Origin of the sequence: Mucilaginibacter sp., assembly GCF_965277465.1 — a bacterium.
GTDB lineage: Bacteria > Bacteroidota > Bacteroidia > Sphingobacteriales > Sphingobacteriaceae > Mucilaginibacter.
In genome coordinates this window covers 2,461,991-2,474,971 of the sequence record NZ_CBDICW010000001.1, presented here as the reverse complement: position 1 = coordinate 2,474,971, position 12,981 = coordinate 2,461,991, and the positions used below count along the sequence as shown (strand labels likewise).

Genomic DNA, 12,981 nt, shown 5'->3' with positions numbered 1-12,981 from the left:
CATTGAACCAGGCTTAAACAATTCTAACTAATGCACAGGACTTAAGACATTTTATTACAAAGTAGTAGCTACGTAGTGTTTTTTAACCAATGCAGCAACCTTATGGCGGATGTGAGTTGATACATTCTTTTCCCAGGTTAACCTGTAGCTGCCGTTCTCTCTTTGCGTAACCGTAAAATAACTGCTTAAAGGGCCGTTAACCTCACTTGGGTTTTTCTTTTCAATCAGCTCTATCTCTTTATTAAATTCGTCCATGTTATAATTTTTACCCGGCAAATTTAATCATTATAAGTTAAGTATGCTGCTTGTTAAATGCACAGTAAATAATAACAACTCAACCAACGATTAATACCGAATGACCAACGGCATATCCACCAGTAATTTAACTATAAAAAATCACGTACTGGTACGCCTGTAAATCAAGTGGTTTTACTGATTGCTCCGCCCCTTTTGGGGGATAATTTTACTTCGTGAAACCGGGAATAGTCCTGCGTTTCCATATTACGGAGTATGCCGAAAATCCGGTCAAAGAGTAAGCAACAAAAACCAAATCTATGAGCTCTTCACAAAACAACCCCGAAAGTGCAACACTTGAGCCACTTGAAAAAAGCGGTACCCAAACATTGTCAAACTTAAAAACGCATCCGCTGCCACCTGCTGAATTTGATCCGCGTACAGCAACTGATGCCACCCTTAAAAACTACGGGATCCCTAAACGCCCTGATGCTGCAAAATCACCTAAGTTAGCCGAGCACTGGGATAAAGTATTCTCAAAAAAACTAACTTATATTACCCCGCAGTTTGTAACTATGGAAAGCCTGATCCCGGGTATTACCAAAACTCATGGCCCTATCAATACAGCCAACAGCAACAATTCTATATGGTCGGGCAGTGTGGTATTATCACCGGCAACTGATCCTTTTAAATCAATAGCAGGTTTGTTTAACGTGCCGGATGTAATGCCGCCAAGCAGCACTGCAGGCACTTATTGGATGGTATCGTGGATAGGCATTGATGGTTATGGCAATAATGATGTTTGTCAGATAGGTACAGTACAAGCGGTATCTGTTGCAGCCAATGGCACCCTTACCAAAAGCTGCTATGCGTGGACAGAGTGGTATCCGCTATCATGGGTAGGCATAGCCAACTTCCCGATAAACTTTGGCGATACCGTGTATGCACTGCTTTGCATCAATTCTCCAACACAGGCTGGATTTAACATGGTTAATGAAACTACAGGCACTCATGCAGGCTTTACTTTTAATGCACCTGCGGGCACCACACTAATAGGCAACACTGCCGAGTGGATTGTTGAGCGCCCGGGCATTGGCGGCAGCACTTCAAATCTTGCCAAATTTGGCGAGGTGTATTTTGACACCGCTGTAGCAAGCACCAAAGCAGGTGTGTCAAAAGATGCAGGCACCGGTATATTGCTAAACATGGTTGAAGGCAGCACCACCGTATCAACTGCATTGGTTGAAAATGCCACGCTGATCAAGCTGACATCAAACCAGTAAGATAACCGGATATAATATTAAAGGGCCATTATTGAATTAGATCAATAATGGCCCTTTTGCTTGTTATTATTCTTCTTCTTTTTCGCTCTCCGCTTTAGCTAATTTTTCAATTTCATTAATATTGGTAGCTATCGGATTATCTTTTAATAATTGGGCAAACCAAACCAAGTTGGCTATCATCCAGCGCAGCGTGTAATTAGTATAAAAATACTTTTCGCCACCGGCTTCCACATAATCTTTACCTGCCCCGGCCAGGCCTACCCAGTAAGCATTTACATTTGGCGGTATGGTAAAGCCTAACTCCTGCATTGACCATAGCATTTGTGCGGCACAGGAGTGCGCTCCATCCTCATTGCCGGTTATAAGGCAGCCGGCCACTTTATTGTAAGTAAAATACTGCCCTGTTTTTTCATCCGTAAAACCATCTTCGTGAAAAACAGCGTCTAATCGTTCAATTACCTTTTGAGCTGTTGAAGCCAGGTGCCCCATCCAGATGGGTGCCCCAAGGATAAATATATCACACTCCTTTATTTTATCCAGTATGACCGGCCATTCATCATCGTCGCCAAGGTTGGTTTCATTACCGCTTTTAATATTATGATCAGCAAGGCGTATAACTTCGGTGGTTATACCTTTTTCTTCTAATTGAATTTTTGCTTTATTAATGAGCGCACCCGTATTTGAAAATGCTGGCGATGGCTTAAGGGAGCAATTGATAATGAGTGCTTTCATTTCTCGTTTTTGTTTAATTGATTAACTCTCAGTTTAACAAAACGAGGCAACTATTGTTGGGGTTTTATTGAAATAGAATACTGTATTTATTTTAATGATTAGGTCTGCACAGTTATACCTTCTTCGCCTTAAAAAAATAAAAAGTTTGGCTTACATAGCTAAATATTACCACTACCGCCGTGGTTGCAATTTTTGAAGGGGTTGGGTACCAACCCAAATAATCAACAAATAGTTTAAGAAATATAAAGTTGAGCACTATACAAATGGCAACAACTAAAATGTACCGCATCAGCTGGCTATGCCCCTTTAAACCCGATTGCTGGAAAACAACATACCGGTTTAAATAAAACCCGGTTGGTAATGACACGCACAATGCCATTAACATGGCTGCAATATGCGGACTAAGCGTAAAAACACCCAAATTAAGCATGCGTTTTTTGAGGATCAGGTTATAACTGACCGAGAAAAGCCCAATATCCAACACGGTGTTAATACCTCCGCAGGCGGCATAACGAAATGTTTGCAGGGAAAACCATCTTCTGAATAAGGGATAAAACAGATCTATCAGTTGCAGAATGGCGCGCCTGGTACTTTCGTGTATTTTTTTCATTGTTAATGCGCAGGCAGGGGTGTATTATTGTTGACGAATAAAAAAACTTTATTTTGAGGCTGATATTGTGTGCCTGCTAATAAATAGCATATTTAAGAAACAAAAACGGCCAACGGCATCTTATTTTTATACATTTGAATAAACACACCAACCATGAAAGATGAAATTAAGCCAGTAGAAGTATTTGAAGGACAACTTTGGGAAGCTACTATGCTGAAGAATGCTTTGGACGATAATAATATCCCGGCTTTTTTACGGGATGAATTGCTTGGCGTTATTGCCCCTTACCTGGTTGAAGCAGGTGGCTCAAACGCTATAAAGGTTTTTGTAAGCAGTGAAAATATTGATGCAGCCATAAAATTGGTAAAAGAATTTAATGCCAGTAAACCTATAGTTGATAATGAGGATAGCAAATAATAAAAAATAATTACTTTTGTTAACCTGCATGAGCGATATTAACCATTATACCGATAATAACTTTAACCTGTACCAGGCTTACAGTTACACCCTGTTGATACAGGTGGCTGCAAATTCATTCAGTTTTGCCATTATTGACCAAAACCAATTGCTGGTATCGGCTCAAAACTGCGCGTTAAGTGAGCTTGCCCATCCTGATAAATTAGCCGATCTGTTAACGGCTACTTATAAAAAAGTGATTATTGGCCTGCCTGCAAATGGCTTAACATTAATACCAAACATTCTTTTTAAAGAAGAACAGGTTGCAGGTTTTGCCCGCTTTTTGGATGTAAAAAATAACGAGAAGGTTTTTGCCCAAAAATTAGACGAGGTTAATGCAATCGTTTATAAAACAAATGAGGCACTGGTATCGGCTATTCAAAATTTTGGCTTGCAAAATGTGGTTTACACGGCGCAGGGCTGGATAAAAGTTATTGCCAAAAACAATCCTGCCAGCAATAACCTATATCTTGAGATTGGTAACGATACGGTACAGTTCCTGTACTTTTCGGGCGGGTTACGTTTTTATAACACTTTTGAGTTTAAAGATGAAGATGAGCTGGCCTATTTTACATCGTTTGTTACTACCGAACTTAATTTAAAACCGCAGTATATTACTCTTGTAGTAAGCGGCGATGTTAATACAGGTGACGGTAACTTAAGCCGCCTGGCTGATTTCTATCCAAAAATTGAAATAAACCAGTTTAAAGTACTTGACCTACCCGGTCAAATACCTTCACATACCATACTGGCACTTGCCGCATTATCGCTATGCGGATCATAGGGGGTGTTTTAAAGGGGTTAAGGCTTAATCCGCCAAATAATTTACCGGTACGCCCTACTACTGACATGGCTAAAGAAGCCCTGTTTAATATTCTGCAAAACCAGATAGAATTTGAAGATATTACTGTGCTCGATCTTTTTAGCGGCACGGGTAATATATCAATGGAGTTTGCTTCGCGGGGTGCTAAACTGGTAACCTCGGTTGATCGTAGTGTGCAATGTGTGCATTATTTAAAGGATACTGCCCGTCAGCATAAATTAGAGAACATTAAGGCTTTTAAGGATGATGTTTTTAAATACCTGCAGTTAGAAACAGAACCATTTGACGTGGTATTTGCTGATCCTCCCTACGATCTGAGTAAGATCCCTGAGATTCCGAAGATCATTTTTGAGAAAAACCTGGTAGCTCCCGGTGGCCTACTGATTGTTGAACACCAATCTTTACAAAACCTGAGCAATCACCCGGCTTTTGTTGAACATCGTACATACGGGCACTCATCGTTCTCATTCTTTAAAAATCCGGAGCAGTCATTATCATAAACTATCCGCTTATCCCCATAAAATATGCCGAACCCTAAAGTACGCAATATTGAAACCGAAATACTATCAGATAACTGGTATACCCTTAAAAAAATAAAGTATCAATATCAAAACAAAAACGGGATTTGGGAAGATCTGTCGCGCGAGGCTTACGACCGTGGCAACGGCGCTACCATATTGCTTTATAATAAAATAAACAAAACGGTAATCCTCACCCGACAGTTCCGTATGCCTACCTATCTCAATGGCAACACAACCGGGTTCCTTATTGAGTGCTGTGCCGGCTTGCTGGATAAAGACAACCCTGAAGACTGCATAAAAAGAGAAACAGAAGAAGAAACAGGCTACCACATAAGTGATGTTAAAAAGGTATTTGAAGCCTACATGTCGCCGGGCTCGGTTACAGAGATATTATACTTTTTTATTGCAGAATATACCAAAGAAATGAAAGTAAGCGAAGGCGGAGGCGCCCATGATGAGCATGAAAATATTGAGGTACTTGAACTTCCATTTGCCGAAGCATTGGGTAAAATAAATACCGGCGAGATCAAGGATGCCAAAACAATTATGCTTTTGCAATACGCACAAATTAATAATATCCTCTCATAAAATAATTTGAAAACTTTCAGTTAAGTTAATTTCAATATTAATTAAAAGTAAATAATTAGCTCACGATTTTTTATTTTAAATCATAATAATTTATATCTTTAGTACTTAACTAACCCAGATCATACCCCCTAATGATTAAAGACCTTTTCTTTACCTTTTTATGCAGGTAAAAAACGACAATAAAAAGTATGTGTTAGCCTGTGCAGCAATGATACTTTTAGCATTTATACAATGCTACAGAACCATACATGATCTTCACTGGGCTTACGAGCCGGATTTTGACCGCGATATTGCTTATATCCGCAGTACACTAAACGGCCATTACGGGCAAGACCCTAACTATGCCGGGCAATATATGTGGTATAACCCCATGCTTTTTTTGTTTGAAACATTGGCAGTAAAACTTACCGGCCTCCCCATTAATGTTGTTGTAGCTCGTGCAGGTGCATTTTTAAACCTGATTAACCCTGTGCTATTTTTCATAATGGTGCTAAAGCTTTTTGATAGCCGCATAGCATTAGCCGCCCTGCTCTCCTTCCTGTTTTTAGCATCCGGCGATTTACCCTGCTGGGGTGGCGCAACCTACTCGCCCTGGTTAATTTCTGACACCTTTGTGCAATTCCTGTTTTATATCAACGTTATTTTTTGTTATAAGGCATTCACTACACAAAAAATGCTTTGGTTTGCAGTGCTTGGTGCATCTATCGGGGTTACATTTTTAGGCCATTCGGCACCCGCTATCCTAATCATCCTGATACTAATCTTTTTACAGGTTCAACAGGTTTTTAAAGCCATAAAAAATAAAACCTACCCTGCTATTACAACCTATTTACTACAGGGCCTTTTTACATTTATCCCGTTTATCATATTTGCCTTCCCTTTCCTTTATTACGTTTGGGGTAAATATCATTTCCATTTTTTAAACCATGCCATTTTAGAATGTGCCCCCGGCATATTTGAAAGGCGCAACTCTGTCGATCTGGTCAAAGCTAACATCACCTTTAGTTTATTGATCGCCATAATCGGGCTCATCTGGTTCTACCGGAACTATGCAAACTCATTGGTACGTAAAATAATTACCAGCTGGTTGCTTATAACCGTAGTGATGTACTTATACGAATCTGTAGTACCTACTGTGAACAGGATCTACAACGTTAACCTGCCCGATACGATACCAGCCTTCCACTATTTTTTCTATTTAAAGGCGGCACAATCAATTCTTTTCGGCTTAGGCTTTGTATTTATCATCAACAAGTTAACCACCTGGTTACAAACCAGGAACAACAAGAAATTTAGCCCGGCACTATCAAATAACATAATGATAGGGGCAGTATTATTATACACCATTGTTTACTCACCCATTTACTTTAACCGGGTTGATTTTTCGTTGTTAAGGCAACAGGCGCTTGATAAGTCAAAAGAAACTGAAAGGATTGAGGTATATAACTTTATTGTTGATAACGTACCGCTCAATACTGTTTTGCTTTGCAACCACGATATGTCGTTATTCCCTGTTATGCCAACAGGGATTAAGATGGTATCGGTTGAAACCTATTTTTCAAACCCGTATGTGAGTTATGAAAAGCGCGAAAGTGACAGGAATGATATGCTTAGCTATTTAACTACGGCCAAACCATTAAGTGCCGTTAAACTATTTCACGAATATAATGTAGGGATGGTGGTATTACCCAACAGCGAGTACCAAAAGTATAAATTGCAGCCTTTTGCAACAAACGATGTACTATTTACCAATGCTAAATTCACCCTATTTAAAATAAATCTGGCGCAGCATTAAGCAATCAAATTTTAGCTAACTGTTCTGAATGGTTTATAAAATGCTTTGGTAGCCAGCGCAAGCATAGCCTTATCGCCGTTTGAATCGCCGTAGCAATAGATCTCTTTATAGGCTGAAAGATCAAATTCTGCTTTTATGCGGATAACTTTTTCTTCGGCATTGCAGTTTTTACCTTTTATAAAACCGGTAAGTCTATCACCGGCGACTTCAAGCTGTGTGGCAATCAGCCCTAAGCCCATGCTATCGCTCCATCTTTTTATCCAGTTTTGAGGCGAAGCCGATACTATTACTATTTTAAATCCTGCAGCTTTTAACATTTCAATCTCGGCCAAAGCCTGCGGACGAATAATTAGAGGCAATTGCCTGTCAATAAAAGCATCACAACCTTGTTGAAATGAAGAAATACTATCCCCACCAAAAAAATACTTGAGCATGCGCTCCTTAGCCACCTGGTTACTGATCAGCTTTAATTTAAACCCTATAAGTACCGGCGCATTTATTATAAAGCCCGTATAAAATGCAGCTTTACCTTTTTGAGCTTTAATAACCTCAAGCAGTGTATCCTTGGTGGTAATAGTCCCATCGAAATCAAAAAAGGCAATTTTACTCACAGCTTCATCTTTTTAAATTGAAACTCCGGAATATTTTTGATGATCAGCATAATGTATCTCCAAAACCATTTCACATAAATGGTATTTTTCTTTTTAGCATAAGCACTGTAAACAATATCCGCAACCTCTGTTGGTGTTGAAGTTAATGCTTTAGGGAGTTGCATGTTTTCAGTCATCCGGGTATAAACAAAACCGGGTTTAACTGTCATTACGTGAACATTATCTTTAAAGCATTTGTTTCTTAACCCATCCAGGTAAGCGCTTAATGCTGCCTTTGAGCTACCATAAATTAATTTACTTGCCCTCCCCCTGTCACCTGCAACTGAACTGATACCGATAATAGATCCCTTTTGCCGCGCGATGTAATAATTGGCAGCAATATTTAATATAGAAACTACGCCAGTGTAATTGGTATTGATCATTCTTTGGGACAGTTCCCAATCGCTAAAGGCCTCGTCCTCCTCGTACATCGTTCCAAATATGGAAATGGTGGTACCGGGTTTGGGATCCAGGCTATCAAAAAAGGCTTTATGTGTACCGTATTGAAGTGCATCAAAAGCATGTAAGGAACAAGAAACCTGCGACCGGATCTCAATATCTGATTTTACGGCCTCAAGCAGTTCGGGCTGGCGTGCCGCTAATTGAATATCATATCTTTCAGCAGCAAATTTCTTTGCTATAGCAATTCCTATATCAGATGTAGCACCAAGTATTAGTACGGTTTTCATTAATTAGTATGGGGTGTTAGTAATAAACGATCAGATTGTAACGACCTAAGCCTACTATCCGGATCGTATTTTTTTATAATGGTTTTAAATTTCTCTAATTCAGGATAACCGGCAAGCATCCCTTGTTTCATCCGGGCATCTTTGGTTATGTATAATCGTCCGCCGTATTTCAGCACAATCTCGTCCAGTTCATCTAAAAATTCGAGTATTCCGTTTTTAAGCGGAAAATCAAGTGCCAGCGTATACCCTTCGCGGCAAAATGAGATCATGCTTTCCTGCTTGCCCAATACTTTTAATACAGTTAAGAATGAACCTAAACCCTTTTCGCTTAAGCGGTTCATTATCTCAACTAAACCTTGTTTGGCTTGCAGCGGCATTACAAACTGATATTGTACAAACCCATTTTTTCCATACATGCGGTTCCAGTTAAGGATGGCATCCAGGGGATAAAAAAATGGTTCGTAGGATACTATTGCGTCTATTTCCTTATTAAAATTCTTGGTGTAAAACAAAAAATTAAATGCTTTTACCGTAAATGTATTCAGCACCCACGATGGCAGGCTGAAAGGGAAATTGATACTCTTTTTTGCTGATAACTGTAAAGGTGCTTTACGTTGATTTTCGTTCAGATCAGCTAAAACAGCATGTTCGCCAACAGTTAAAATACTACGGCCAAAATTTTTACCCTTTTTAAGGCAATCAACCCAAACAACGGCGTAGGTAAAGTCTTTATATTTTTCAAACAGGTTAAACAGCTCGTCAAAATTTTCGGCCTTCACCTGCTTTTGCCTCATAAAGGCGGTTTCAATTTTTTTAAGGCTGAATTTTACACGACTTATAAGGCCGGTTAATCCCATTCCACCACAAGTGGCTTCAAACAGATCGGCATTTTGCACAGCCGAACAAGTAAGCGTACTTCCGGATGCCAGTACAACATCCATATCAATAATATGCTTTGAAAATGAGCCGTCAGCCTTATGGTTTTTGCCATGTACATTACTGGCTACGGCACCCCCAATGGTAATTAACTGCGTACCTGGGGTGACCTGTAAAAACCAACCTTGCGGAACAATTACCTGCAATACTTGCTGTAGCGTAATACCTGGCTGACACTCAAAAATACCGTTGGTAACATCAAACGAAAGAATGTTATCATACTTTAAAGTACATATTGCATTATCGGCAAGCGACGAATCGCCATAACTGCGGCCATTGCCACGGGGAATAAATGATTGTTTATTTTGTAGCAGCGTATCCAGCTGATCCTTAAAAACAAAGCTATCCTCCTTACTATCAATAACCGGGTAATTACCCCAACCCGCAAGCCGCTTTTTCATTAATTAAAAATAGGTGAGTTAGGTAAATATAGCAGTATAAAAACACTCAGTATCCATAAAAAAATGGTTATCTGTATAAAGCGGTCTTTATAAAGTATGTCTGTTGGTGAGCCTGATCTTTGTGTAACAAAAACCACTTGCATATAGCGCATTATACCCGCAATTACAAAAAGACTTGAGTAATATAACCTGTAAGTGCCTAACCTTACAATTGTACGCGGCGAAACGGTATAGCTTATATAAGCTACAATTATTATAGCCCCGAAAAGCCCTAACATAGTATTTAAAAATTCAAGGTTATAACCACTAACTGATTTTCGCATTTCGGTACCTGAGCTTGCTTTTAAAAGCAGATCGTCCCGGCGTTTTCCTATTGCCATAAAAAGGGCTAATAGAAAAGTCATGATAATTAACCAGTCGGAACTGTCAACATGCGTAATAATAGCTCCACCTTTTACCCTTAATACAAAGCCGGTGGCAAGTATCAGCATATCAAGTATGGCTATGTTTTTTAAGCCAAAAGAATATGCCAGGTTCAGGAAAAAATAAACCACTAAAATAAACAGGAAGTGACAATTTGGATTGGCCAGCACTGCAAGCGCACTGCCCAAAATAATAAGTACAATGCAGATAATAATAGCGTACGATGGCTTAACCTTGCCCGATGCCAGCGGGCGTTTTGATTTTAAGGGGTGCTTGCGATCGTCATCAATATCCCGGTAATCATTAATAATATAAATACTACTGGCAATACAGCAAAACGCAACAAAGCCGGCCAAAAGATGTTCAATTTTTTCGGCAATAAAAATGTGCCTCGCAAAAAATGAAGGCACAAAAATAAAAAAATTCTTTGCCCAATCTTTTGGGCGCAACAGCTTTATATAATATTTCATCAGCAATGAACTAAGGCTATTACGAACCTGAATGGATAAGGTTGCGGATAAAGCCCTATTTGCTGTACTATATAATTTTATTACTTAATATATGTAATTAAATAATTAAGCTAAATTGACTAATGATTTATAGATTTGTGTTTATAAGCTGACTATCAAAAATATGAAAATAGCTCTTTTCCCAGGCTCGTTCGATCCGGTTACCAAAGCGCACGTAGATATTGTAAAACGATCTGTAAGCTTGTTTGATAAGGTTTATATAGGCATTGGTGTTAACAGCACAAAGGCGGGCCTGTTAAGTATTGAAAAAAGAGAACAGATGCTGCGCGCAGTTTTTGAAGCCGATCCAAGGATACATATTGTTGCTTACGAAGGGCTAACCGTTAACTTTTGTAAAAGTATTGGCGCTGAATATATGATAAGAGGTATCCGTACCGTATCAGATTTTGAGTACGAAAAAGCAATAGCCCAGATGAACCACTCCTTAGTACCCGAAATTGAGAGTATTTTTATAGTGAGCAAACCCGGCTACTCCTCCATCAGCTCCAGCATTGTACGCGAAATTATGCGGTACAATGGTGATGTGAGCCAATTTATTCCTAAAGAGGCATTAGCTTATCTGTAACTAATTCTTCTTTCAGCAATACATCCATTATAGACGGAAAAGTATTTTCAACAATGAGGTCAACATGGCCTTTTTTAAACCAGCGTACATCAGTTATTCCCTCTTCCTTTTGTGGCTTCAAATTATTTTGCCCTTTGCACCGCATGTTAAACCAGTAGGTTTTCTTTAAAACCACGTTGCCTTTATAAATATAAACGTGATAAGTTTTGCAGATCTTCTCCTCAAGCTTGTTCACTTTTATACCGCACTCCTCTTCAACCTCGCGTACTGCGGCAGCTTTGGTACCTTCCTGTTTTTCAATTTTGCCTTTGGGCAGGTCCCATTTATCGTTCCGGTAAATAAATAAAAACTCGTTAAATTCATTTTTAACCAGTCCGCCGGCGGCTTTTATAAGGGTAACGCTCTTGGTAACTGTTTTTAAAAAGGCCTTAGCATCAGTACATAAAACATAAAAGTGTTTACGCTGATGGTTTAAAACCCAGGTATAAATTATTTTAAGATCAAATGCCTCAACATCAATCTTTTCATAATCCTCTGCCTTTTTAGGGATTGATTCTGTTAGCAGAATAACTTTTTCGTTAATATAAATTCTGTATTTTTGGGCCATGTTTAATAATTCTGAGATAGAGCAGCAAGTTGCTGAATTTTTGCTGCAAATTAAAGCAATAAAATTACAACCTAACAACCCTTTTACATGGGCATCGGGCTGGAAATCTCCAATTTATTGTGATAACCGCATAACCCTATCACATCCTACCATCCGTACCTACATCAGGCAGCAGTTAACTTTAGCTATACAAGAAAAATTTGGCTCAGTAGGCTGTATTGCAGGCGTAGCAACCGCAGGTATACCACAAGGTGCTTTAGTTGCACAGGATTTAGGTTTGCCGTTTATTTATGTACGCTCAAAAGCAAAAGAACATGGCACCGGCAGTTTAATTGAAGGCGATGCTTCATTAACCGGCAAAAGGGTTGTGGTTATTGAAGATTTAATTTCAACAGGCAAAAGCAGCTTACAGGCGGTAGAGGCCCTGCGTGCAGCCGGTTATGATGTAGCCGGCCTGGCCGCTATATTTAGTTATGGGTTTGATGTTGCTGCCGATAACTTTAAACAGGCCAACTGCCCGTTTGTTACCCTATCAAACTATAACGCCCTGATCAAATATGCGGGCGAAAATCAGTATATCTCAACCAATGATATTGAAGTATTGAAAAACTGGCGCGAGAATCCCTCCGAATGGGGAAAATAAGATATTATTAACTTGAGCCGGTGTGCATTAGCTTCCGGCTCATGGCTCAACCAAACATCCATCCTTATTGCTTACAGCCAAACAAACAGCATGACCACCTTTGAAAGCAACGTAACTATCAACCAGCCCATAAGTAAAGTTTACAGCTTTTTGGCTGATTTTAATAATCATCAAAAATTAATGCCCGATAGTATTGTTGACTGGGTATCAACAGCAGATACGGCTAAGTTTAACATACAAAACATGGCTAAGCTGAGCCTTAAAATTGAAAGCAGGATTGAGAATACTGAGATCGTAATTATCCCTGCCGAAAAACCACCATTTGATATGGAGTTAAAGTGGTCTTTATCAGCTAAGAATGATAGCACCGAAGTGCTGTTCACTATAGCAGCCGATCTTAACTTGATGCTCAAAATGATGGCATCAGGCCCGCTGCAAAAACTTGCTAATCACCAAACACAAAGCTTATACTTATTAGTAATTTAATACTAAAAC

17 protein-coding genes are annotated in these 12,981 nt (G+C 39.3%); 9 read left to right on the top strand and 8 right to left on the bottom strand.

The features are described from left to right. Positions 1-54: 54 nt before the first annotated feature. Entirely contained in the window at positions 55-255 is a 201-nt protein-coding gene (locus tag ACQY4U_RS11085) for a hypothetical protein (protein ID WP_428329473.1), read from the bottom strand. Positions 256-554: 299 nt separating this feature from the next. On the opposite strand from ACQY4U_RS11085, the gene ACQY4U_RS11080 reads away from it, so the two are divergent. Continuing rightward, positions 555-1,517: a G1 family glutamic endopeptidase gene (locus ACQY4U_RS11080; protein WP_428329472.1), complete on the top strand. Its 963-nt coding sequence runs from the start codon at positions 555-557 to the stop codon at positions 1,515-1,517. Between the two features lie 66 nt (positions 1,518-1,583). Here ACQY4U_RS11080 and ACQY4U_RS11075 read toward each other — a convergent pair whose 3' ends face one another. Together ACQY4U_RS11075 and ACQY4U_RS11070 are read right to left on the bottom strand one after the other, a co-directional pair. After that, positions 1,584-2,249 (bottom strand): flavodoxin family protein, encoded by a 666-nt coding sequence (locus ACQY4U_RS11075; protein ID WP_428329471.1) that lies wholly within the window; start codon positions 2,247-2,249, stop codon positions 1,584-1,586. A gap of 112 nt (positions 2,250-2,361) precedes the next feature. Then, entirely contained in the window at positions 2,362-2,859 is a 498-nt protein-coding gene (locus ACQY4U_RS11070; protein WP_428329470.1) for a GtrA family protein, read from the bottom strand. Between the two features lie 153 nt (positions 2,860-3,012). Here ACQY4U_RS11070 and ACQY4U_RS11065 point away from each other — a divergent pair, with 153 nt between their 5' ends. The 5 genes from ACQY4U_RS11065 (at position 3,013) to ACQY4U_RS11045 (ending at position 7,042) form a co-directional block, all read left to right on the top strand. Continuing rightward, positions 3,013-3,276, top strand: coding sequence for a DUF2007-related protein (locus ACQY4U_RS11065; RefSeq protein WP_428329469.1), 264 nt, complete (start codon positions 3,013-3,015; stop codon positions 3,274-3,276). Between the two features lie 28 nt (positions 3,277-3,304). Next, entirely contained in the window at positions 3,305-4,099 is a 795-nt protein-coding gene (locus ACQY4U_RS11060; RefSeq protein WP_428329468.1) for a DUF3822 family protein, read from the top strand. Beyond that, positions 4,087-4,638 carry a 16S rRNA (guanine(966)-N(2))-methyltransferase RsmD gene (rsmD, locus tag ACQY4U_RS11055; protein ID WP_428329467.1) on the top strand — a complete coding sequence of 184 codons (552 nt, stop codon included), beginning with the start codon at positions 4,087-4,089 and terminating at the stop codon, positions 4,636-4,638. Before ACQY4U_RS11060 ends, rsmD begins: the two co-directional genes overlap by 13 nt. 24 nt (positions 4,639-4,662) lie before the next feature. After that, positions 4,663-5,247, top strand: a complete 585-nt coding sequence (gene nudK, locus ACQY4U_RS11050) for a GDP-mannose pyrophosphatase NudK (RefSeq protein WP_428329466.1) — start codon at positions 4,663-4,665, stop codon at positions 5,245-5,247. Between the two features lie 160 nt (positions 5,248-5,407). Continuing rightward, positions 5,408-7,042: a hypothetical protein gene (locus ACQY4U_RS11045; RefSeq protein ID WP_428329465.1), complete on the top strand. Its 1,635-nt coding sequence runs from the start codon at positions 5,408-5,410 to the stop codon at positions 7,040-7,042. Between the two features lie 11 nt (positions 7,043-7,053). On the opposite strand, the gene ACQY4U_RS11040 is transcribed toward ACQY4U_RS11045, so the two are convergent. The 4 genes from ACQY4U_RS11040 to ACQY4U_RS11025 are packed head-to-tail and all read right to left on the bottom strand — an operon-like array spanning position 7,054 to position 10,611. Then, on the bottom strand, positions 7,054-7,653 hold the full coding sequence (locus ACQY4U_RS11040) for an HAD-IB family hydrolase (protein ID WP_428329464.1): 600 nt from the start codon (positions 7,651-7,653) through the stop codon (positions 7,054-7,056). Next, positions 7,650-8,381, bottom strand: coding sequence for an SDR family oxidoreductase (locus tag ACQY4U_RS11035; protein WP_428329463.1), 732 nt, complete (start codon positions 8,379-8,381; stop codon positions 7,650-7,652). The genes ACQY4U_RS11040 and ACQY4U_RS11035 overlap by 4 nt, the downstream gene beginning before the upstream one ends. Next, positions 8,381-9,718, bottom strand: coding sequence for an FAD-binding protein (locus tag ACQY4U_RS11030; RefSeq protein WP_428329462.1), 1,338 nt, complete (start codon positions 9,716-9,718; stop codon positions 8,381-8,383). Before ACQY4U_RS11030 ends, ACQY4U_RS11035 begins: the two co-directional genes overlap by 1 nt. Continuing rightward, positions 9,718-10,611 carry a decaprenyl-phosphate phosphoribosyltransferase gene (locus tag ACQY4U_RS11025; protein ID WP_428329461.1) on the bottom strand — a complete coding sequence of 298 codons (894 nt, stop codon included), beginning with the start codon at positions 10,609-10,611 and terminating at the stop codon, positions 9,718-9,720. The genes ACQY4U_RS11030 and ACQY4U_RS11025 overlap by 1 nt, the downstream gene beginning before the upstream one ends. Before the next feature lie 163 nt (positions 10,612-10,774). Between ACQY4U_RS11025 and coaD the strand changes: the two genes are divergently transcribed. Continuing rightward, positions 10,775-11,236, top strand: a complete 462-nt coding sequence (gene coaD / locus ACQY4U_RS11020; RefSeq protein WP_428329460.1) for a pantetheine-phosphate adenylyltransferase — start codon at positions 10,775-10,777, stop codon at positions 11,234-11,236. Here coaD and ACQY4U_RS11015 read toward each other — a convergent pair. After that, positions 11,211-11,843, bottom strand: a complete 633-nt coding sequence (locus ACQY4U_RS11015) for an NUDIX hydrolase (RefSeq protein ID WP_428329459.1) — start codon at positions 11,841-11,843, stop codon at positions 11,211-11,213. The genes coaD and ACQY4U_RS11015 overlap by 26 nt on opposite strands. On the opposite strand from ACQY4U_RS11015, the gene pyrE reads away from it, so the two are divergent. Together pyrE and ACQY4U_RS11005 are read left to right on the top strand one after the other, a co-directional pair. Beyond that, positions 11,842-12,486 (top strand): orotate phosphoribosyltransferase, encoded by a 645-nt coding sequence (gene pyrE / locus ACQY4U_RS11010; RefSeq protein ID WP_428329458.1) that lies wholly within the window; start codon positions 11,842-11,844, stop codon positions 12,484-12,486. The two genes, ACQY4U_RS11015 and pyrE, sit on opposite strands and share 2 nt — an antisense overlap. A gap of 12 nt (positions 12,487-12,498) precedes the next feature. Continuing rightward, on the top strand, positions 12,499-12,972 hold the full coding sequence (locus ACQY4U_RS11005) for an SRPBCC family protein (RefSeq protein WP_428329457.1): 474 nt from the start codon (positions 12,499-12,501) through the stop codon (positions 12,970-12,972). Positions 12,973-12,981: the final 9 nt, after the last annotated feature.